Raw genomic sequence first — 22,226 nt, 5'->3', positions numbered from 1 at the left:
CACCGAGACGAACAATCAAGGGTTGAGGTAAGGGAGAAGGGGTATAGTGTAATTGCTTAAAATCCTTACACCTCTTCACCTTTGAAGCCTTACACCCATTCTCAACAGATAACCTTTGTGTATGATCATCAGGCGCTACATCTCCTCTAACTTGCGGATCATCCAGTAAAACACCTCCGTATTCTCGCTCTAATGCAAAATTCCTACACAAGTAAATTCTCTCAAATTCATCAGTAACAAATTTCCTGTTTTTCCTCGATTCTTTTTTGCTCAGAAACTTGAATAATAAAGTTATGGTAAAGACAAAGGAGCGAATCACTTCCTGATGTAATTGCCAGAGGTTTTTGAATTTTTAGTTATCTCAATTCAAAAACTCAAATCAATTCTGCATCTACCTTAATGTTTTTTTATTCTCCATTAACACTAACTCCCAATTTTCAACTCTTTCTCCTCCTAGCAAATAGCTAGACATAAGAATAGATTTTCTGTAATTGTCGTTAGTTTCTTGGAGAAAAAGTAAATTCAGATAAAATCATCAAAGGAGTGTAGAATTATGTCTTTCGCAGGTATCCCAAGTCATGCTTCCAAAAAACTACACACACCAAAAAACACCAAAACTTTCGCTAATCCCATTAATATTGTGTTTTTTGTAACTTCCTGCATCATTCTATCAACTTCTAGCTTGATGATGCTCTCTTCTGTTATTCCTTCAGTTACTTCTGCTATCTCATCACCTAATGCTTATCCGACATCGATTCCTTGGATTAATAATGAGTCCGAATGTCAACATACTGGCAGAAGTTGGCAGGATAATAAGTGTTGGGATAATGAACATAGTTTAATGTTTTAATGCTCAGTCACAATTCTTAATAGAGATATGTATTGCCATAGCTTAATCAATAACACTAACAAAAATGATGCTTTTTTAAAGCAGTTTTTAGCTAGTATTCCTCCGCAAACGGCAGCAACTTTTACGGAAATCCAATTAGCAGCCATCAAACAAGCATTTCAACAAAAATTTAGTAATTGTTCGGCTGTGGATATCAAATTCTCTATTCCTTTACCTAAGCAACATTTTTTCCTAATATTCAGGTTTGGCAAAGATAAAAAATTTAAAAAACGCCTCCAATACCCAATTTATCAGCAACTAAATCAAGTAATAATTACTAAATCTGGTTTAAGAATTATTACAGCCTTGATGGGGACACTTTGTATGATAGAGGTAGTGCCATCAATTACCACAAATTTATTCCCTGCAAAAAGGTTGATATATTACCATCCTTGACTGGCAAGTTTAAGATTACTTCTGATCATAGAAAACACTGAGGTGTATTAAATTTTTGTAAGCAAAAATATTAATGATACCTGATATCCCATCATCTATCTTGTTCCAGATATCTATATAATGCTTCTCAACTATCACAGCCCTGATCATGTACACCAGACTATCGTCCGTCAGCCTCTAACTGTTCATTCCAAGATGCGGCTTCTGGATGTGATTGCACTCATAAATGAAGCACAAGCTAATTTTCGGGATGTGCCTAGCAAAAATAATTCTTCATCAAACAACTTCACTAAAGATATCAATAATATTGCATCTCAAGTTGCTAGTTGTGTTTTAGTGGTTGATGACTCGCAGTTAGTCGGGATTCTTACCCAGCGAGATTTAATTAAAATGGCAGCCGAAAGAAAGAATCTAGAAGGTATCAGTGTTGCTGAAGTGATGACAACAGAGTTAGTAACGCTGAAGATAGAAGATTTTAAAGATGTTTTTACAGCGTTAAATTTGCTGAGACAACATCGTATTTGTCATCTACCAATTATCGGGAATCAAGGGGAATTGATTGGATTAGTGACACCTACGAGTCTACTGGCAGTTACTATTCAACAAGCCGGACTATATAATTATGCGCGAGTCAAACTAGCCGAACGCCAACGTATTGAGGCTGAGTTGCGTTTAGAGCGTAATTTTATTTCGACAATTTTTAATCTGACAGATGCTTTAGTAGTTGTCTTAGATAGTCAAGGAAGAATTGTTCGCTTTAATCAGACTTGCGAACAAGCTACAGGTTACGCATTTGAAGCGGCTCAAGGAAAATCTGTTTGGGATGTGCTGATGTTACCGGACATCACAGAATGTCTGAAAGATATTTTTCAAAATTTGGCAGCCAGAGAATTTCCGCAACGTTATGAAGCTATTTTAATTAATCAGGATGGCGATCGCCGCTTAATTTCCTGGTCAAATAAAGTTTTACTGAATCATGACGACCAAATTCACTATATCGTCTGTACAGGTATAGACATTACCGAAAGTCGCCAAGCCCAAGAAGAACTGCGACAAGCCAAAGAACAATTACAAACAGTCTTAGATGCTGTACCTGGGTTTGTGTCTTGGGTAAGTGCGGATGGCTATTATTTAGGGGTTAATCGTCATTTAGCGGAAAGTTTCAACTTAACTACCGATGATTTTGTGGGACAAGAATTGGGTTTTCTGCAAAATAGCCCCCAATTTACGGAGTTTATGCACGACTTTCTACATCGACAAGATGTGGCTGATTCTAATGTTGTCGATACCCAAATTAACGGTTTGACACGTAAATACTTAGTCATAGCGCAAAAATATCAGCAAAACACTGCGGCTGTGGCTGTGGGAATTGACATTACAGAACGCAAGCAAGCAGAAATGGCCTTAGCAGAATCAGAAGCTATGTTGCGCTCTGTCTTGAAAAGTACACCCAGCATGGTACGAGTTGTCAATGCTGAAGGGAAAATCTCTTTTATTAACCAAACCACACCCCATCTCTCCTGGGAGGACGTTGTGGGTACAAGTATTGATGACTATGTATTACGGGAAGACTGTGAAATTCAGCGTTCTGCTTTAGAGAAGGTTTTTGCCCAAGGAGAAGTTGTCAGCTACGAAACCCGTGCTTTAGACAAGCAGACCAATTTGAAATATTATCATTCTCAGATTGGCCCCATTTGGCATAACCAACAAGTTACAGGCGCGGTAATTATTACCAACGATATTACAGATCGCAAGCAAACAGAAATTGCTTTACAACGAGCGCAAGAAGCACTGCAACAACTGAATCGAGATTTAGAAGCTAGGGTTGAGCAGCGCACTTTAGAATTACAAGAAAGTGAAGCTGAACTCAGAGCCATTTTTAATCAAGCTGCTGTGGGAATTAAACTAGAAGCTTTAGATGGGCAGTTCCTCAAGGTCAATCAAAAATTATGTGAACTTTTGGGTTACAGCCAAGCAGAACTGATGAATAAGACCTTTAGAGATTTGACTCATGCAGATGATATTCCCCATCATCAAAAAAATTTAGAAAAATTAATCTCAGGGGAGATAGAAACATTTTCCATAGAAAAGCGATGTTTACATAAAAATGGTCATCTGATTTGGATTAATCTCACAGTTTCTTTAATTCGAGATGTGGTTGGTAAACCACTTTATTTGGTGGGAATAGTTAAAGATATTCGTAATCAAAAACAAGCCGAAGAAGATTTAAAACGTCAATTTGCCACAGTAGAAGCTGCTATAGATGGAATTGCAATTTTAAGTGGCAATGTCTACACTTATCTCAATCAAGCTCATGTCGAGATGTTTGGCTATACTAATCCAGAAGAATTGATTGGTAAGAGTTGGTCAGAAATTTATGAGCCACAGGAAATTCAACGTTTTCAAAACGAAATTTTTCCCACTTTAATGCAGCAGCAACATTGGCGAGGAGAAACGATCGCCAAACGCAAAGATGGGAGTTACTTTGCTGAAGAAGTATCCTTAACCATTTCCGAGCAAGGTGATTTAATTTGTGTCTGTCGGGATATTAGCGATCGCAAAAAAGCCGAGGCGGATATTTGCAAAGCATTAGCTAAAGAAAAAGAACTCAGCGAGTTAAAATCTCGGTTTATTTCTATGACTTCCCACGAGTTCCGTACTCCTTTAGCTGTAATTGCTTCTTCTGCTGGTATCTTAAAAAGTTTCAGCCATAAACTTGATGAACAACAAAAGCAAAAACATCTCCAGTGCATTCAAACTTATGTACAGCATACTACTCAACTTTTAGATGATATTTTGCTAATTAATAAAGCTGAAGCTGGTAAATTAGCTTTTGAGCCAAATTATCTAGATTTAGTCAATTTCTGTCATATCTTAGTAGAAGAAATTCAACTGAGTTCGCCTGAACATCATTTAGTTTTTTGCCAGCCACCTCAACATAGCCTGTCAGATGGTGAGCCAGTCATGGCTTATATGGATAAAAAAACTACTGAGACAAATTTTAAGCAACTTGCTTTCTAATGCAGTTAAATACTCACCAAATAATAGTCATATTCAAATTAATTTATTAATTCAAAATCAAAACGCGGTGTTTCTCATTCAAGATGAAGGTATTGGCATTTCTCCAGAAGAACAGCAAAACTTGTTTGAGCCATTTTTCCGAGCTAGTAATGTGGGAAATGTCCCCGGTACAGGATTAGGCTTGGCAATTGTGCATAAGTGTGTAGACCTACATCAAGGCAGAATTACCATCGCCAGTCAAGTCGGAGTTGGGACAACATTTAGAGTGGAATTACCATTGGTAGTTAAATCGGTAAATTTAACTCTTCCTGATGTTATTCACAGATAATTTTTGGGAAATATAAATATAGAGATTCTATGTAGAAATAAGTCTAAGTTTGCTAAACGTTAAATCTAGCAAAATTCCTCGTAGTGTTTCTTCTGTGTGGATGAATATGGGGCAACTTTTTAGATAATTTTTTAACAAAATTAATGACTAAGAAAATATTAGTGATTGAAGATGAAGTTCAAATCTGCTCGAACATTCAGCAGATTTTAGGTTTATCTGATTTTCAGACTGTTAGTGCCAATAATGGCTTAGATGGATTACGCCTAGCTAAATCAGAAAAACCAGATTTGATATGTTGTGACATTATGATGCCTGATTTAGATGGTTATGGAGTACTTAAAGCCTTACGCCAAGACCCAGAAACTGATTCTATCCCTGTAATTTTGCTGACTGCAAAAGTTGAGCGTAGTGATTTACGTCATGGGATGGAATTAGGAGCCGATGATTACATTACAAAACCTTTTTCTCCAGAAGAACTGTTGAAGGCCATTGAGATGAGATTGGCACGGGTAGCAAAGCCCAAATTGATGAAACAACAGTATGAAAAAGAGCGTCAACAAAATATCAAACTCAAACAAGAAATTCAAGTTAGCCAACAAAAACTAGAAGAAACTAAGCAGTTAGCTGATATGCGGAATGAGGTTTTAGAAAAGCTTTTACAAGATTTAAGTAATCCGCTTTCTAATATTAATATGGCGGTGCATATGCTCAAGCAGGTGCAATCAGACAATGACCGCGATCGCTACTTGAAGATTTTACAAGAAGAGTATGACCGGGAAATAATGCTTTTAAATGAAATGAAAAATTTACAAGCATTATTAACTCCAGAAAATGCCAAAATCTTGCAGAAGTTCAATTTACTTCATCACAGTAAATAAATCTTACTTGATGTCTGAGAGCATTGATTCCAATACCTATGTATTTTTAAGGCTATCAGGGTTGTTATTCTATTTCCAAAAACAATAATTTATCTTTTTAAATTCTTTAGATGAACACAATTTTGATTATAGAAGACGAACCCCAAGTTCGAGAAAATATTCTGGAAATTTTACAACTTTCCAATTTTGAAACTTTGGCAGCACCCAACGGCAAGATAGGATTAGAAATTGCCCAAACACAATTACCAGATTTAATTATCTGCGACATTATGATGCCTGAGTTAGATGGCTATAGTGTGCTGTCGGCGCTGCGTGAAAATGAAGCAACTATTAATATTCCTTTAATATTTGTGACGGCAAAAGCGGAACGTTCAGATTTTCGTCTGGGAATGGACTTTGGGGCTGATGACTATTTAACTAAACCATTTACTCCCGAAGAACTGCTGAATGCAATTGCTGTACGACTGAGCAAAAAAGCTGTGGTTGAGCGTCAATCGCAAGCCAAGGTAGATGAGTTACGGATGAATATTATTCACTCATTGCCCCATGAAATTAATACGCCTTTAAATGGCATTATTGGGATGACTCAATTATTAATTGAGCATTCAGATATGATTGATGAATCTGAAGAAATTGAAATTGTTGAATCGATTTATACATCAGCTAATCGATTGCATAAATTAGCGCAAAGATTTTTATTGTATAGTAATTTGGAATTAGTTGCTAGAAACCCAGAAAAGGTGCAACAAATTCAAGAGGAATTAGATAACTGCTTGAGTAAAACAGTAATTAGTGAGATTTGCTTTCAAAAAGTGAAAGCAGCAAGTAGAGAGAAAGATTTAAAGTTAGAATTAACCGAATCTCTGATAAAACTGCCACAAGAAAAATTACATATTATCGTTGAAGAACTGCTCGATAATGCCTTGAAATTTTCGCAACCCAGTAGTGAAGTGCAAGTGTTGAGCCGAGTAAATGGTTATAAATATCAATTAGATGTTATTGATCATGGTAAAGGGATGACATCTGAAGAAATTGAGAAAATTGGGGCATTAATTCAATTTAATCGCAAGTTATATGAACAACAAGGCTCTGGTTTAGGATTAGCGATTGTGCAGCATATCGTGAGATTGTATCAAGGTGAATTTATAATTAATAGTACTCCCGGTCAAGGAACCAGGATTAGTGTTAATTTACCTTGCTTATGAATTGTTAGTAGGAACAGACATTTGTCTGTTCCTATTGTTTGAGGTTTAGTTCTTGGAAATGTTGAGAAGATTCGTTCAAAATTAATGTATCGGGTTTTGCTACTTGCTCATTAATTTTGATGTGATAAGTACCTTGTGGCAACCGCTCTAAATAGTAAACTCCAGCATCATTAGTCACCGAAAAACGGCGTTGTTGTGTTTGAGTGGCAATTGCTTCGACACGCGCACCCGTAATGGGAGTACCTGATTCATTTGTAACTATCCCAGAGAGACTATAGCAGAGGTGAAAAGGTACAAGCACAGGAGTATAACTACCAGCAACGACTTCAACTGCATAGCTATCAATTGCAGTTTCCCAATCTATCGGGAATCCTGAAGGATCAATGTCCAGACGATAAGTTCCAGGTACTAGTGAGACTAGAATGCGTTTTTTTTTTGGACATCAGGACGAAATGATTTGATTGGTAAATTATTCAGGATGAAGAGTAAATCAGAGTTTTCTGTATATATTGGTTCACCGCGATCGCGTTTGTTATTATTATTTTTGTCAAAAAATGGTTGAATCAATAATCCTCCCACAGAACGCAATCGATCTGATTGGCGATCGCCAGGAAATATCCCGTCATGAAAATTCAGACTAGAGACAATCTCTAAACTGTAAGAAGTTTGATCAGAACTAATAGAACCGCCTTCATATCTTCCTCGCATTAATAGCCCTGGAATCACCGCAGTTTGCACAGTGACGATTAACCCTGAATGACGAGAACCAATACCATATCCCAATTCCACATCCCAAAGATTTCTACCATCAGCAGTTCGTTCTGGAGTGCGATAACGCCAAGCTAAAGTCGCTAAGTTATCAAAGTTATTTAAGTTGCGTGTTTCATAACCCAGTCTGAGAGAATGTCCACTTTGTAGAACTGTATCACCAGATAAGTTGTAATTTAATTGGGATCTGGTAGCAATTTCATTGCCTTGGTGACTCAAAGATAATAACCCTAAACGTTGATCAAGGCTCCAATGGCAATGGTTTTCTGCATCCAAGCTAAAACGACCTAAAGAAAACCATTCTCCAAAACTAAATGATGTCTGCACACCAGTTTCCCAACCATGACGACTGTCATAGTTACCCAACAAAGTTAAATGAGGCGAAAAGCGCCAATCTAAATTCAATCGGCTGGAAAATTTATCAGTATTCAATTTGATAGTTAAATTCTGCGTGGGAAAAAAACGCACATTCCCATCAATATCCCACTTACCATCTTGATCGGCTGAAAGCACAGAAGCCGCTACTTCTAGAGGAAAATTATCTGGGCGAAAAAATATTTCTCCTAATGCTTGGAGATTTTGATCATAGATCAAGCCAGCGCCTAATGTTAAGTTTTCTGACACACCCCACCTACGGGCGATTCCCCCTTGAAATTCCCGCAAATCTCCGAAAAAATTTTGACTTGGTTCGCCAGATAATTTTCGTCGCCAGCCACCAGAAACAATTGTTGCTGATGCGCCTGGGGGAATTTGTCCGGGGATATTGGAGAAAGTTGCAGCGCGAATTTCGGGTTGTGCTGTTAGTCTGCCTTGGGGATACAGAAAGACACGATAGTTACCTGCTGATAATTGTCCGCTAGTTAAATTTTCAAAGCGGTATATCCCAGAAGAATCTACTAAAATTTCGGCAATTGGGCGATCGCCCAAACCTTGCATTAACCTGACTAATGTTCCTGGTGCAGCTTCACCAACAATTGTGCGGCTAATTTTTTCAGCTTGTAAACGTTGAGTAGGACTAAAACTACCACCTTCTTGGGGGATTAATGCTTTAAATCCCTGTCGTTGAATCGTAGTTAAACCCCAATATTGTTCGCTGCTGTGACTACGCCAAAAAGTTGGTTGAGAACCAACAATATAATCAGCTTGGTCTGTTTCTCTTAAATATTGAGCTTCAGCTAAATTCCAAGTCTGGGAATCTGTTAAGTCTTTTTGCTGCCCACGCAGGAAGAAACTACCATTAAAAATGGTACCAACAGCTATAGTTTCTCCCACAAAAGTAGGAGTTAAAGTACCAGAACCACTGGTATTGACTCTTTGCTCAATGGCAGTAATATTTTGTTGAGGAGCTTTAACAGTGGGTAATCCAGCTAATTGCAGTGGAATTGTATTTTTCTGCTCAACAGAAGATACTGTTTGATTTAACCAAGACGGATTTAAGATAATGGCATAATCATTAATATCAAACTCTGCTTTTACCCCAAACAAAGTTTGTAATTGTTGAATCGAAAATACTAAGCCTAATTCTGGGTCATGAATTAATTGCTGGGAGTCAAGGCGAATTACGAACCCAGGAGAACGTACTTCTATCTGACCATCGCCTAAAGATGTCACAGATAATTTGAGAGCTTGAATTACAGCATCATAGGTAATCAGCCAGTGTTCTAAGTTAATGGCTGCTGTTCCGTTTTCTTGACCACGAACAAATACACTGGGAAGTACATTCTGTTTGCCGACATTGATTCCTACGGGAAAAATAGAAAATTCCTCCGTTACCCCAATTTGTGGTGCAGAGGATTTTGTGTTTTGGCGGAATAAACTTGGGTTAGAATCTGCCGCAAACACTTGGACAGAAGTGATTGGTAGTAGAGAAAAACTAAAAAATACTAGCACCCAGGGAAATTGATTCATTTACCAGAAACGGTATGCACAGGAATTATGAAATTGACATTGAATTTCTGCTGATTTTGTTGCTTATCACCCCAGAGTAATTCACCTATTAGCTGATATTGACCAGCAGCTAAGGCTGTTTTTCCTGGCTGGAGATAATTGATGGGAATGTAGCGATCGCTTTCAGCAATAATATAATTAGACTCGGCACTACCTTGTTTAATCACTTTATTATCTTGCAGCAAAGTCCACTTAACTGTTGTTTTAGCTGAGACTTTACTAGAATTTTTAATTAATAATTGAATTTGCTGCTGCCCTTGGTTCCAAACTGCACTATCAACTACTAAATTGGGAGATAAATTACCTTGGCGGACATAAATTGTTGCGCCTATTCTTGTGGCAATATTAACTTTATTACCACTGTTGTCTTTCACTTCATCCAATTTTTCAGTAAAAATTACCGCACGATATTCTCCTTCAGGAAAATTAGGCGGAAAGCGAGTTATCAAACGCACTTTTCTGGTGACTCCTGGAGGTATGACTAACTCTCGCGGTGAGAATTGCAGATATGGATTCAGGTCATTGGAACTAGAAGTTAAAGTTGTAAATCCCGTTACGCGGTCATAGGTAAAAGGTTGAGCATAGACGCGAGCGCGAAAGGGCTGATCGCTAGTATTACTAACATTAATACTAGCTTGGGCTTGACCACGATTAGCCTGCAACTCAACAATCATTGGTGAAAGATTTACTTGTGACTGTGCAGGAATATTCGCTAGTAAGGTTACTAATAAACTCCAACTTGCTAGTTTTAAAGTTGATTTAATGAATAAATTTTTGGTAATCATTTTCAAAAATTAGCAAAAAATTAAAGCTCCTAAAAAAGTTTTTAGGAGCAGTTAACCCCCCTACATCAAGTTCAGAATTATTTATGGTGCAACTGTTAAAGTGACCGTGTAATTGTATGTACTGGCTGGAATAATAGTCGAACCATTACTGACACTCATCCCAATTGACAGGTTTGTGGCTTCACCAGTAACTAAAGTCACAGGAGTACCAGCGTTTGTCGTTGTGTTATTTGAAGTTAAAGAGGTACTATTTGCTGTTACTGTACTAGTCTTTGTGGCACTACTTAAAGCAACAGTATCACTACCACTTTGAGTTGGTGCAGAGATACTCAGTTTGGCATCATAGTTACAAGTTACAGTGGTTGAACCAGTACTACCATTAGCTGTACTAATAGAAGTTGAGTTGGCACCCGCGACTCCTAAAGTACCTGCGGTAGCACTTCCAAAAACACAAGTCGGAGAAATAGTACCGCTTGCAGAAATATTTTGAGTTTCGGCAAAGGCTCTGGGAGCAGCCAATAAAGTACCTGTAGCCAATAAAACAGCAGTAACTAAAAAACGACGAACCATAGTAAATTCCTCCCTAGCTAATAAATTAATTGAATTGATTTATCAAAGAATTCAATTTTTCAAAATCTAGCATTCAGTTAATATTGATTAACTGAAGTAGTCAACCAAATCCAAAACAAATTGCTGATATTCAGTGATATGAAAAGCAAGCAAAAGTAAGATTTTTTAGGTATTTTTTCTTCAATTTTGTTGCTTTCGATATTGTTAATTTAACAGTTTCATCAACTATAAATAAGCGAAAAATTACCAAAATTCTAATAGATGTTATCCAAGTGAAACTACGACAAAACTTTCAGTACAGGAGTAAGTGTTTGTTCTGAATCCTCAACTTTCCAATCAGGGTTTATTCACGTAGAGGGATAAGGGGACAGGGTAAGCTGTTAAGCATCTAATTTGCACATTGAGGCCGCAGGGGAGAGGGTTTGCAGCTTTTGCTACCATAAACATGGTGCAATTTAAATGACGATTAGCTTAAACAAGGGAGTAGAGAAGTTTTGTTTGCGAAACACTCGAACCCTTACATCCATTCTTAATAGACAACCTTTGTGCGTAAGTTGTGATCCAAAATTGTATAAGCAGTATCCCAGAGCTTTGCAGATAAACTTGTGTATATTTGCCTGTATACTTTTAGAGGTGTCCGTAGTTGCTGCAATACTACATATCCTTTCACCCTGAGACCTCTGTGTTGCTTAAAAGACTCACTTAACTGGATATAAGACATATTGATACTTGCTCTATCAAGCAAATAGATGTATCTTAAAGAGTGTCTGCTAAATAACTTCATAGCTAAAATTATCTGAGGCAACTTAGCCGTATGAGCTTAATTCTTTGAGATTAAGCGTTTTTTTTGCTGTGCTGATTAGTGTGGATCATTGGTTAGGAAATCGTAGAAGTTGTGAAAATTCTGCTGGTAGAGGATGATGTACCAACTGCGACCTTACTGAGTGAGGTTCTCAAGGCGGAGTACTATACAGTTGAACTGGCAACCGATGGTCAAAATGGACTGGCTTTAGCAACCTTGTACAGTTTTGACTTGATATTGTTAGATTTGTTGATGCCCAAACTCGACGGAATTAACCTTTGCCGTCAACTCCGCTCTCAGGGGGTGCAGAAGCCGATTCTGTTGCTCACGGCGAAAGACCACAGTCATGATGTGGTTACGGGATTGGATGCAGGTGCAGATGATTACGTCACGAAACCTTACGATATCTCAGAGTTGTTAGCCAGAATAAGGGCTTTGCTGCGGCGTGGACAAACAGAACTGACACCAAGTTTGCTGCGTTGGGAAAATCTCTGCATTAACACCGCCTCGGCAGAAGTGACATACCAAGGTAAGCTGATATCTTTAAGCCCCAAGGAATATAGCTTACTAGGGCTGTTTTTGCGTCATCCACAGCGCGTATTTAGTCGCAGTGAGATTATTGACCGTCTTTGGTCAATAGATACGTCACCCAGTGAAGGTGCTGTGACTAATTTGATTAAAGACTTGCGACATAAGCTGAAAACAGCAGGAATGTCTGCGGAATTATTAGAGACAGTCTATGGTTTGGGTTATCGGCTCAAGACTGTGCCACAAACTCAGCAGATAGACACCACAGTAACAGCAAAACGGCAAACTGCGATCGCTTCTATCAATAAAACTCTAGAACGCTATAAAGATACATTTCACCAACGAGTTAGTGTGCTAGAACAAGCCGCACAAGCCTTACATCAAAGAAGATTATCATCTAAACTGCGGCAGCAAACCAGTCAAGAAGCACATAAACTAGCAGGAACATTAGGCTCTTTTGGCTATACTACAGGCTCAAAGTTAGCTCAGTCTATTGAACATTTGCTGATTCAGGATAAAAATCTCACCTCACAGGATGCAGTTAAATTATCACAATTAATTGCTCAAATCAAAGAAACACTAACTCAATCACCAATATCCAGCACCCTTGATCAATTTGCCAAGATCCAACTTCCTCTCGTACTGGCTATCAATGATCAATCTTTTAATTACCAACTCAAAACAGAAGCTGTGAATTGGGGGATGCAGATAGAAGTAGCAATGAATTGGGAGAGTATTCAACATCAAGTTTCACAACTGCCCAAGGTGATTTTGCTTTATTTAAATGAGCAAGCATCAATGCCAAAGAGTTTACAACTGCTGAATAAACTCAAACAACAGTTGCCAAAAATCCCAATTTTTGTCATCGCCGAGCAGGAAAATTTAATGCAGCGAGTTGCTGTAGCCCGTGCTGGTGTCCAAGGATTTCTCACCAACCCCAATATGAGGGAAGTTTTTCAGGTAATCACCCAAGTTTTACCCAAAACTCCAGCTAATCCAGCTAAGGTGATGATTTTAGACGATGATCCGATGATGCTGGAGATTTTGAGCAACATACTGCTATCTTGGGGATTACAAGTCAAGACATTGCAAAATCCGCAAAATTTTTGGGAAGTACTGGTTGCAACTCAGCCTGATTTATTAATGATTGATTTAGAAATGCCGACTTATAGTGGTGTAGACTTGTGTCGGGTAGTCAGACAAGATCCTCATTGGGGAAATTTGCCAATTTTAGTAGTAACTGCCCATACAGATATGAAATCAGTCCAACAAGTTTTAGCAGCAGGAGCCGATGATTTTATTGGTAAGCCTGTGGTAGGGACAGATTTAATTCATCGCGTCATGAACCGAATTGATCGTTATCGTGTACAGCAACAACTCCCAACTTAAAAGCGGAGGATGCACAAGTGAGGCTGGCTGATCTGGTTAGGAAAAAACAAGCTAACAATCAAAAGCTAAAAATTTCCTTACGGCTGATCCTCACCGTTACCTTTTTGTTATTAACTGGGGGAACCACAGGTTTAGTCAGCTATATATCATTCCAAAATTCGCAGCATTCAGTTAATAGTTTGGCATATCAGCTAATGACTGAAATTAGCGATCGGATTCATTTATATCTGAGTAATTATTTAAATACACCACACTTAATTAATCGGCTGACTGTCCAAGCGATCGCCCTCCAAAAAATAGATATTAACAATCCTCAAAGTTTAGAACGCTATTTATTAGGACAAATTCAAGAATTTGACTATCACAGAATTCATTTTATTAATCCCCAAGGTGGACTGGTGGGAGCAGGTAATGATGAACGCGGACTGAGCATTGCTTTAACTAAAAATTTTCGCAAAGGCGAGCTTTATGTATATAACGTTAATCGTCAAGGCAAGCGGCAAAAATTATTAGTTCATCAAAACAACTATGATGGTACTCAAAGACCTTTCTATCAGCAGGCAATATTAACAGGTAAACCCACATGGACACCAATTTATTTATATGTACCAGCTTCTAGAGGTTTAGGAATTGCTGCTAGTTACCCCATTTATAATCAAAAACAACAACTGCTCGGCGTTGTCGCCAGCGATATAGACTTAGTAAGTATTAGTAATTTTCTTAAAAAAATTGCGGGTTGGTACTCACGGACAAGTTTTTATTATTGACCGTTCAGGAATGATGGTTGCGTCTTCAACATCTGAACAACCTTTTCTCACTGATGTTACGGGAAACCTCAAAAAACGGCTCAAGGTAACAGACTCTCAAGAATCCCTCATTTGTTTAGCAGGAGAGTATTTACTTTCGCGCTTTGGCAATTTAAATCAAATTCAAACTACACAACAACTCAAGTTTGATATAAAAGGTAAAAAGCAATTTTTATTGGTGATTCCTTATCGTGATCAATTAGGGCTTGACTGGTTAATTGTCACAGTCGTACCGAAATCTGACTTTACTGCCAAAATTGAGGCAAGTACTCGTCTGACAATATTTTTGAGTTTAGGGGCTTTAATTGGAGCGATCGCTTTAGGATTGTTATTGACTGAATTTATTACTCGACCTGTGCAGAAATTGGGTCAAATTAGTTTAGCCTTGGCAAATGAACAATGGCATCATCATCTAGAACAAGATAGCTTAATTGCAGAGATTCAAGTTTTACAACATTCATTTTATTGGATGTCTCAACAGTTAAAGCAATCATATAATTCTGTCCAAACCGCACTACAAAATTCCGAGGAACGCTTTAGTAAAATATTCTTGACTTGTCCGGAAGCAATGGGAATTTTTACCCTCAATGGTGAATGTTTGGCTGTCAATGATGCTTTTATGGATTTGTATGGTTATGCCAGAGCAGAAGTAATTGGTTGTACTGTCGCCACATTTCAATCTTGGGTAAATCAGGGCAAAGAGCAAAGTTATTTGCAAGATTTACTAGCAGGTAAAAAAGTGCGGAATCAAGAATTTACAGTGATGCACAAAACAGGTAAAGTGATTCCTGTATTGGTTTCGGCTGATATTATCGAGCTACAAGGAGAACCACACATCATTGTAGTCACGAAAAATATTAGCGATGTTTACGAAGAACTCCGCTTACGCAAATTAGTCGAATTAGAACTGCGACAGCAAAAAGACTTGCGTGAGAGTATTTATCACGAATCGACTGATGCTTTATTCTTGGTTGACCCAGAAACACTATTAATTACTGACTGTAATCATCGAGCCGTAGAATTATTTGAAGCCAGCAGTAAATTACAGTTAATTGGTATCCCTGGTCATACCCTTCAGCTTCATCTATTTACTGAGGAGGAATTAACAGAAATTACTGTCCAAATGCAGCAACAAGGTGTTTGGAGTCGAGAAATTCAATATATTAGTTGTCAAAGAAATGTGTTTTGGGGTAATTTAGCAGCCAAGAAAGTAGCGATCGCTCATCAAGTAATTTATTTAGTACGGATAACAGATATTACGGAACGTAAACGAACTGAGATCGCGTTGCGTGAAAGTGAAGAACGATTCCGTCATGCCTTTTATAATGCTCCCATTGGTATGGCACTGTTGGGATTAGACCAACACTGGCTGCAAATCAACCCGATGTTATGTGAAATACTTGGCTATTCCGAGTTAGCGTTTGCCAATTGGCAGAGTTTAGACATCATTCACCCAGAAGACATCCATCAGTTTCAGCACGGCATTGAACAAGTATCGTCTCCCACAAATCGCAATGCTCAAATGGAGTTACGTTACTTGTGCGATGGCGGACGCATTGTTTGGGGACTGACAAGCTTGTCACTGGTGAGAGATTGTCAAAATCAGCCATTATACTATGTGCTGCAAATTCAAGATATCACCGAACAGCAAGCCATTGAACAAATCAAAAATGAGTTCATTTCCATTGTCAGCCATGAACTGCGTACTCCACTGACAGCCATCCAAGGATTTTTGGGGCTGTTGAATACGGGTATCTATGACAACCGACCAGAAAAAGTTAAACACATGATTGGGCAAGCTTTAACCAATAGCGATCGCCTCGTGCGTTTAGTCAATGATATTTTGGACTTAGAGCGATTATCTTCTGGACGAGTCCAACTAATCAAAGAAGTCTGCAATGCCGCAGATTTAATGCAACGAGCCGCAGAAGAATTACAATCCATCGCTCTAGCGGCTGGCGTTACCATCTCTATTACTCCTACCACTGCTGGCATTTGGGCTGCATCCGATTTAATTATTCAAACCCTCACTAATTTGTTGAGTAACGCCATCAAGTTTTCCCCTCGTAACACCGAAATTACTTTATCTGCCCAAACTCAATCAGACTGGGTGCTGTTTGTTGTCAAAGACCAAGGTAGAGGTATCCCCAGCGATAAACTAGACACAATATTTGAACGTTTCCAGCAGGTAGATATTTCTGATGCTCGTACCAAGGGAGGTACAGGTTTAGGCTTGGCCATTTGTCAAAGTATCATTCAACAGCATAATGGTAGTATTTGGGCAGAAAGTACCCTCGGTCAAGGTAGTACATTCTATTTCACTTTGCCAATTGCAGTAACAGAACAATGAGCAAACGCATTCTTGTCATCGATGATGAAGAGTCACTTCGAGATTTAGCCTGCACATGCTTAGAAGATTTAGGTGGCTGGGAGACAATACCCGCCCAATCAGGTTATGAAGGACTTTTACAAGTTCAAAATGAAATTGTTGATGCCATTTTACTGGATGTGTCCATGCCGGACATGGATGGATTTCAATTTTACGAGCAAATCAAAGCTAACCCCAAAACTCAAACAATTCCGATAATTTTGCTCACAGCCAAAGTCTTACCAGACGACTACAAGCGTTTTGCTCAATTGGATATAGCAGGCATCATCAATAAACCATTTAATCCCGTCCTGATTTGTGAACAAATAGGTCAAATGCTTACCTGGTAAGGTAATTAGGAGAGTGGCTAGTAAGCCGCTATCAACCAATACAGTTCAGATCAGCCGATTTTTGCTGCTGCTGTTTCCCGTTCCCTTACCTCTACAGAAGAACTTTCTTAACTTAACTATATTGCCTTATAAGTTTCTTATTTTCTTGATTTAAGCTGAGTTCATCACTATTCATTCGGCGTTTTTTGTGCATGACAATCAAGACAATATTGTTGATTGATGATGAACCGACTATTCGAGAACTTGTACAAATTTGTTTACACGATTTGGTGGGATGGAAAGTCATAACTGCTGCTTCCGCCCAAGCCGCCCTTCAACACTTAGAGATAGAATCTCCTGATGCTATTCTGCTAGATGTTGTTATGCCCGGTATGGACGTTAATACTTTTTTGTATAGATTTCACGAAAGACATTCAACTAAATTAATTCCAATAATTTTCTTGAGTGTAATTGCAGATTGGTTTACATCACAACAACTCCAGCAACTTGGTGTGGTGAAGGCAATTGCTAAACCTTTTAATCCCTTAACTTTACCTGATCAAATTATTTGCGCTTTAGGCTGGAGTGTACAGTCTGAATGTGAATCTGTTCTTTAAACCATAGATAAATCATGAATAGTATCATGTTTTGCCATCTCAGATATTGTGGACTTAATCACATTTACTTTGCTAAATGACTCTTGACACTTAGAGAAAGGAGACCAAAATAAATACTAGTTTCCCTCTAATTCTCGGCATAAATAAACCATCACAATTTATCCATTAGATTTTATGTACGCCAAAAATTTTGCTACAAAGACCATGAATTTACAGCAACATAAAACTAAGAGAAGAAGAGGCGTTGTACTCACTTCTACAGGTATACAACGTTTACAAGAAGCAATTATATCTTGGGAAATTCTTAAAAATCAGGGATATCGTTTAACTCTAGAGCAACTGAGTAGACAAGTAAATATTTCTACAAAAACTTTAAGCCGATTATGGTCTTTGAGTAAAGGCGTAGATCAAAAAACTCTCAAATTATGTTTTAGTGCATTTAATTTAAAACTACAAAAAGAAGATTACACAGTTTTAAATGAAGCAGAAGAAACAGGAGTATTAGGTTTTTTGTCAACAAACTCATCCTTACAAAAAGACAATTTTGCTCAATTTTCTCATAACCAAGAACAGTATTGGTCATATCCAAATGGCCCTGTAGCTTTAGATTCTCCCTTATATATTGAACGTCCACCAATAGAAGAACTGGTTTGTCGAGAAATTACTCGTCCAGGTTGTGTGATTCGGATTCGCGCTCCGAGACAGATGGGTAAAAGTTCTTTAGTATTGCGTCTTTTAGCTTTTGCAAATCTCAAAAAATATCGGACTGTTAATGTTAATTGCCATCAAATAGATAACCATTGTTTGACTGATTTAAATAAGCTTTTACGTTGTCTTTGCTGGAAAATTGCCCAACAATTAGACATTAAGCCTAACTTGGATGATGAATGGGATGAAGAAGTTGGTTATAAATTAAGCTGTAGTTTCTACTTACAAAAGTATATTCTTCAACAGAGTGAGAACCCTATAGTTTTGGTATTGAGTGATGTTGATCGGTTTTTTGATTATCCTCACATAGCTCAAGAATTTTTTGCTTTGTTGCGTTCTTGGTGTGAGGAAGCACGTCAAAATCAGGCTTGGCAAAAGCTGAGATTAGTAGTGGTATATTCTACCGAACAATATGTTTCTCTAGATATTAATCGTTCTCCATTTAATATTGGCTTACCTATACGTCTTATTGAATTTACTCAAAGCCAGGTGGAAGATTTAGCCAGAAGATATGAGTTAGACTGGAGTCCTGGTCAAGAATCTACTCAATTGATGTCTTTGGTTGGTGGTCATCCAGCTTTGATTCAACTGGCTTTGTATAATCTAGCTTCTGGTATTCTCACCTTACAAGACTTAATCACAGATGCGATCGCCAACGGTGGGATATATCGCCATCATCTCTGGCGACACTGGATGAAACTGCAAAGCAATCCTAACTTAGTTAAAAAATATACTGAAATAGTCTGCTCACAGGCAAGCATGTCTGTTGACCCTGTGGATGCTTATAAACTCGAAAGTTTAGGATTGATTTGTTTTGATGGCGATCGCATTCTACCTCGTTGCGAACTCTACCGTAATTATTTTCAAAGACAGCTACATACAACAATGCTATAACTTCACCATTGCCCAAATAAATAAGAGATGATTTATAAAGTAAAAATAGAATTTCTCATCTTTACTTTATAAATGGTCTTTTATCGCAGAATCAGAAAAATAAGAACAGCTAAGACTTCTTAGCTGTCCCGGCTAAAAGGTTCTATTACTTGCAGGTTAATAAATGGTTAGGCACAATGCCCTCTTTCGCCAGAAAGATTAATTCATCTGGTTGGATATTAATAAACTTAGAGCGGTGTGCGGAGATTGCTGACCCGTATAGATGGAATTTGACTTTGTGGTGCAAAGTAATGAATTGATTAATTTAATTTATACTCGTGAAAACATTTAATTATTACAAAACATTACAAGATTTGTCATAATATTGGGTTTGCAACCATCTTTTAGCACCTGAATTTTTTGTAGGTGTAAACTTTATTGGCCTGAAAAACCCATGAGTCAAATAGTCTGGATCGCAAGACACGCCAACCGCCTCGACTTTGTAAATCCTGATTGGTTCCTTACCGCCGAACGACGTTACGATCCGCCTTTATCTGACGATGGTTTCGTGCAGGCAAAACAATTAGCCCAACGCTTGAAAAGTGAGAAAATTACCCATATTTTTGCGTCTCCCTTTTTGCGAACGGTGCAAACAGCTAATGCCGTGGCCGAAGCCTTGGATTTATCTATTAAATTAGAAACAGGTTTGAGTGAATGGTTAAATCCTGAATGGATGACAGAAGAACCAGAAAGACTCTCCACGCCTACCTTAAAAAAACTATTTCCCAAGATTGACCATAGCTACACACCACGCATCGCAGCTAAATATCCCGAAACTCACGAACAAGTACGCGCACGTTCTGGACAAACAGCCAGATGTTTAGCAACAGAATGTTTTCCCGAACAGATTTTATTGGTAGCGCATGGTGCTTCTGTGTTGGGGGCTGCAATGGGGTTAGTGGGTGAAGTTGCCAAAACCGAAGTTAAAGCTTCTTTATGTTCTTTAGTTAAGGTTGTACTTCAAGGCCCAGAATGGTTATTAGAACTCAAGGGGGATACTTCTCATTTAACTCAAGTAGAGGAAGTGATCCGATTTGCGTAAATTCCGCAACAGGGGAGAAGACTGGGGTCATTAGCCGTAAGAAGATGAAAGATGAAGTCTGAATCTATTCTCAGGTGGGAATTAATTCTACAAAACAATAACTAGACTACTAAGTAATTATTTATGACTTTGTTACTAGCAGGAGATATCGGCGGCACAAAAACTATTTTGCGATTGGTGGAAACCTCAAATTCATCAGAGTTGCAGACCGTTTATGAGGAAAGTTATCGCAGTGGGGATTTTCCTGATTTAGTGCCGATGGTACAGCAATTTTTTCTGAAAGCGAATACAGCTACTCCCCAAAAGGCTTGTTTTGCGATCGCCGGGCCAGTGGTCAACAACACTGCTAAACTCACTAACCTAGCTTGGTTTTTAGATACAGAACGTCTGCAACAAGAATTAGGTATCACGGCAATTTCCTTAATTAATGACTTTGCGGCTGTTGGCTATGGCATTTTTGGTTTGAGTTCCCAAGATTTGCTGACTTTACAACCAGGTAAACCCAAACCCGAAGCACCCATCGCTGTAATTGGTGCCGGTACAGGATTAGGACAAGGCTTTTTAATCAAGCAGGGAAATCATTATCAAGTATTTCCCTCCGAAGGTGGTCACACCGACTTTGCCCCCCGTAACGAGTTAGAATTTCAACTGCTGAAATATTTGCTGGATAAACATGATATTCAGCGTGTTTCTGTAGAAAGAGTGGTTTCTGGTTTGGGTATTGTTGCCATTTACCAATTTTTGCGCGACCGCAAACATGCTACTGAATCTCCAGAAATCGCTCAAGCTGTGAGAACCTGGGAACAAGAAGCCGGACAACCAGAAAAAAGTGTTGATCCTGGTGCTGTGATTGGTAAAGCCGCAGTTCAAAAAAGCGATCGCCTCTCGGAACAAACACTACAATTATTTGTTGATGCTTACGGTGCAGAAGCCGGCAATCTCGCCTTGAAACTTTTACCCTACGGTGGCTTATACATTGCTGGGGGAATTGCACCAAAAATTCTGCCGTTAATTCAAAATGGTAGTTTCTTATTGAACTTCACTCAAAAAGGCCGAATGCGTTCTCTTTTAGAAGAAGTGCCAGTATATATTATTCTCAACCCCCAAGTAGGATTAATAGGTGCAGCTTTGTGTGCAGCTAGGTTATAACACTATCATCATCAGTGATATCTGCATCAATAAAGCTAAAACTATGACATTCCCCAAATTATTACCTTTGATAGCTGCCACACTTGTTTGTGGTAGCTGTTTTGTTGTAGAAGCACGTCAACCCCAAACAGCAGTTAAAAAACCAGAAACCACCGCGCAACCAGTCCAACCAAAATGGAGATTATTCCGTGCGCCTGATGGACGTTTTACAGTATTAATGCCGGGAACACCCAACAAAGAAACCCAAACCCAAAAAACCCAGATGGGGGAAATTGACTTAGAAATCTTCTTTGCTCAACCACCAAAGCAACAAGTTGCCTATGTAGTTGTTTATAATGAGTTTCCCCACAGTTACGGCACATTGACCAATCCGCAAACCATATTAGACCAAGCACAAGCTATGGTGCTAAAAACTACAAAAAGTAATTTAATTCGTCAGCGCAATATTCGCAGTTCCAACGGTCATCCCGGCAAAGAAATTGAGTTTATTAATCCCGGCGGTAAAATTACTCGCAGTCGAATGTATGTTGCCCAAGGTAGGCTGTATCAAGTGATGGCAATTACTACGAAAAAGCAACAACAAACCCTCAACAAAACTATTACCGGGTATTTGAATTCTTTCCAAGTCGTTTTGAAATAGCAAGACAAGTAGTCAGTATTCAGGAGTCAGAATTCACAATCATGAATGCTAGATAGAAATTTTCTTAGTCTAGCAGTATTGATTGTCATACTCTGAATCATTCTGACTTCTGGATTATCTCACTTTGG

General features: G+C 38.5%; 19 protein-coding genes. 15 read left to right on the top strand and 4 right to left on the bottom strand.

The annotated features are described in order from the left end of the window. Positions 1–553 precede the first annotated feature (553 nt). From ACX27_RS22600 to ACX27_RS22575, 6 genes are all read left to right on the top strand, one after another. Complete coding sequence (locus ACX27_RS22600; RefSeq protein WP_062295709.1) at positions 554–850, top strand: hypothetical protein; 297 nt, start codon at positions 554–556, stop codon at positions 848–850. Positions 851–877: 27 nt separating this feature from the next. Then, positions 878–1,285, top strand: coding sequence for a hypothetical protein (locus ACX27_RS22595; protein WP_062295708.1), 408 nt, complete (start codon positions 878–880; stop codon positions 1,283–1,285). Positions 1,286–1,405: 120 nt separating this feature from the next. Beyond that, entirely contained in the window at positions 1,406–4,306 is a 2,901-nt protein-coding gene (locus tag ACX27_RS22590) for a PAS domain S-box protein (protein ID WP_083468807.1), read from the top strand. Continuing rightward, positions 4,296–4,634 (top strand): sensor histidine kinase, encoded by a 339-nt coding sequence (locus ACX27_RS22585; RefSeq protein WP_062295706.1) that lies wholly within the window; start codon positions 4,296–4,298, stop codon positions 4,632–4,634. The genes ACX27_RS22590 and ACX27_RS22585 overlap by 11 nt, the downstream gene beginning before the upstream one ends. A 143-nt stretch (positions 4,635–4,777) precedes the next feature. Further along, positions 4,778–5,512, top strand: coding sequence for a response regulator transcription factor (locus tag ACX27_RS22580; protein WP_062295704.1), 735 nt, complete (start codon positions 4,778–4,780; stop codon positions 5,510–5,512). A gap of 110 nt (positions 5,513–5,622) precedes the next feature. Beyond that, on the top strand, positions 5,623–6,717 hold the full coding sequence (locus tag ACX27_RS22575; RefSeq protein WP_062295702.1) for a hybrid sensor histidine kinase/response regulator: 1,095 nt from the start codon (positions 5,623–5,625) through the stop codon (positions 6,715–6,717). A 31-nt stretch (positions 6,718–6,748) separates the two neighbouring features. On the opposite strand, the gene ACX27_RS22570 is transcribed toward ACX27_RS22575, so the two are convergent. From ACX27_RS22570 to ACX27_RS22555, 4 genes are all read right to left on the bottom strand, one after another. After that, entirely contained in the window at positions 6,749–7,018 is a 270-nt protein-coding gene (locus ACX27_RS22570) for a carboxypeptidase-like regulatory domain-containing protein (RefSeq protein WP_062295700.1), read from the bottom strand. Between the two features lie 116 nt (positions 7,019–7,134). Then, complete coding sequence (locus ACX27_RS22565) at positions 7,135–9,393, bottom strand: hypothetical protein (protein ID WP_062295699.1); 2,259 nt, start codon at positions 9,391–9,393, stop codon at positions 7,135–7,137. Further along, on the bottom strand, positions 9,390–10,217 hold the full coding sequence (locus tag ACX27_RS22560; protein WP_083468804.1) for a fimbrial biogenesis chaperone: 828 nt from the start codon (positions 10,215–10,217) through the stop codon (positions 9,390–9,392). Before ACX27_RS22560 ends, ACX27_RS22565 begins: the two co-directional genes overlap by 4 nt. Positions 10,218–10,298: 81 nt before the next feature. Further along, the gene (locus ACX27_RS22555; protein WP_062295698.1) at positions 10,299–10,787 is read right to left on the bottom strand and encodes a hypothetical protein; all 489 of its coding nucleotides are present in this window, start codon (positions 10,785–10,787) and stop codon (positions 10,299–10,301) included. 895 nt (positions 10,788–11,682) lie between these two features. Here ACX27_RS22555 and ACX27_RS22550 point away from each other — a divergent pair. From ACX27_RS22550 to ACX27_RS22510, 9 genes are all read left to right on the top strand, one after another. Then, the gene (locus ACX27_RS22550; RefSeq protein ID WP_062295696.1) at positions 11,683–13,506 is read left to right on the top strand and encodes a response regulator; all 1,824 of its coding nucleotides are present in this window, start codon (positions 11,683–11,685) and stop codon (positions 13,504–13,506) included. Positions 13,507–13,523: 17 nt separating this feature from the next. Then, positions 13,524–14,273 (top strand): cache domain-containing protein, encoded by a 750-nt coding sequence (locus tag ACX27_RS22545; RefSeq protein ID WP_062295694.1) that lies wholly within the window; start codon positions 13,524–13,526, stop codon positions 14,271–14,273. Beyond that, positions 14,236–16,662 carry a PAS domain S-box protein gene (locus ACX27_RS22540; RefSeq protein WP_144427513.1) on the top strand — a complete coding sequence of 809 codons (2,427 nt, stop codon included), beginning with the start codon at positions 14,236–14,238 and terminating at the stop codon, positions 16,660–16,662. Before ACX27_RS22545 ends, ACX27_RS22540 begins: the two co-directional genes overlap by 38 nt. Continuing rightward, positions 16,659–17,030: a response regulator gene (locus tag ACX27_RS22535; RefSeq protein ID WP_062295691.1), complete on the top strand. Its 372-nt coding sequence runs from the start codon at positions 16,659–16,661 to the stop codon at positions 17,028–17,030. The genes ACX27_RS22540 and ACX27_RS22535 overlap by 4 nt, the downstream gene beginning before the upstream one ends. A gap of 191 nt (positions 17,031–17,221) precedes the next feature. Continuing rightward, on the top strand, positions 17,222–17,626 hold the full coding sequence (locus ACX27_RS22530; protein ID WP_062295689.1) for a response regulator: 405 nt from the start codon (positions 17,222–17,224) through the stop codon (positions 17,624–17,626). 204 nt (positions 17,627–17,830) lie between these two features. Beyond that, positions 17,831–19,228 carry an AAA-like domain-containing protein gene (locus ACX27_RS22525; RefSeq protein ID WP_062295688.1) on the top strand — a complete coding sequence of 466 codons (1,398 nt, stop codon included), beginning with the start codon at positions 17,831–17,833 and terminating at the stop codon, positions 19,226–19,228. Positions 19,229–19,661: 433 nt separating this feature from the next. Continuing rightward, positions 19,662–20,309, top strand: a complete 648-nt coding sequence (locus ACX27_RS22520; RefSeq protein WP_062295687.1) for a histidine phosphatase family protein — start codon at positions 19,662–19,664, stop codon at positions 20,307–20,309. 123 nt (positions 20,310–20,432) lie between these two features. Continuing rightward, positions 20,433–21,458: a glucokinase gene (locus tag ACX27_RS22515; protein ID WP_062295686.1), complete on the top strand. Its 1,026-nt coding sequence runs from the start codon at positions 20,433–20,435 to the stop codon at positions 21,456–21,458. A 43-nt stretch (positions 21,459–21,501) separates the two neighbouring features. Continuing rightward, positions 21,502–22,098: a hypothetical protein gene (locus tag ACX27_RS22510; protein ID WP_062298509.1), complete on the top strand. Its 597-nt coding sequence runs from the start codon at positions 21,502–21,504 to the stop codon at positions 22,096–22,098. Positions 22,099–22,226 lie beyond the last annotated feature (128 nt).

The organism is Nostoc piscinale CENA21 (assembly GCF_001298445.1).
GTDB classification, from domain to species: Bacteria; Cyanobacteriota; Cyanobacteriia; order Cyanobacteriales; family Nostocaceae; genus Nostoc_B; species Nostoc_B piscinale_A.
Note: the sequence above shows the minus strand (reverse complement) of the source record. Positions and strands in the feature narration are given on the sequence as shown.

Bases quoted from the DNA above. Each gene is read 5' to 3' on its own strand.
- ACX27_RS22600 (WP_062295709.1), top strand. From the start codon at position 554: ATGTCTTTCGCAGGTATCCCAAGTCATGCTTCCAAAAAACTACACACA.
- ACX27_RS22595 (WP_062295708.1), top strand. From the start codon at position 878: ATGTATTGCCATAGCTTAATCAATAACACTAACAAAAATGATGCTTTT.
- ACX27_RS22590 (WP_083468807.1), top strand. From the start codon at position 1,406: ATGCTTCTCAACTATCACAGCCCTGATCATGTACACCAGACTATCGTC.
- ACX27_RS22580 (WP_062295704.1), top strand. From the start codon at position 4,778: ATGACTAAGAAAATATTAGTGATTGAAGATGAAGTTCAAATCTGCTCG.
- ACX27_RS22575 (WP_062295702.1), top strand. From the start codon at position 5,623: ATGAACACAATTTTGATTATAGAAGACGAACCCCAAGTTCGAGAAAAT.
- ACX27_RS22565 (WP_062295699.1), bottom strand. From the start codon at position 9,393: ATGAATCAATTTCCCTGGGTGCTAGTATTTTTTAGTTTTTCTCTACTA.
- ACX27_RS22560 (WP_083468804.1), bottom strand. From the start codon at position 10,217: ATGATTACCAAAAATTTATTCATTAAATCAACTTTAAAACTAGCAAGT.
- ACX27_RS22555 (WP_062295698.1), bottom strand. From the start codon at position 10,787: ATGGTTCGTCGTTTTTTAGTTACTGCTGTTTTATTGGCTACAGGTACT.
- ACX27_RS22535 (WP_062295691.1), top strand. From the start codon at position 16,659: ATGAGCAAACGCATTCTTGTCATCGATGATGAAGAGTCACTTCGAGAT.
- ACX27_RS22530 (WP_062295689.1), top strand. From the start codon at position 17,222: ATGACAATCAAGACAATATTGTTGATTGATGATGAACCGACTATTCGA.
- ACX27_RS22525 (WP_062295688.1), top strand. From the start codon at position 17,831: ATGAATTTACAGCAACATAAAACTAAGAGAAGAAGAGGCGTTGTACTC.
- ACX27_RS22520 (WP_062295687.1), top strand. From the start codon at position 19,662: ATGAGTCAAATAGTCTGGATCGCAAGACACGCCAACCGCCTCGACTTT.
- ACX27_RS22515 (WP_062295686.1), top strand. From the start codon at position 20,433: ATGACTTTGTTACTAGCAGGAGATATCGGCGGCACAAAAACTATTTTG.
- ACX27_RS22510 (WP_062298509.1), top strand. From the start codon at position 21,502: ATGACATTCCCCAAATTATTACCTTTGATAGCTGCCACACTTGTTTGT.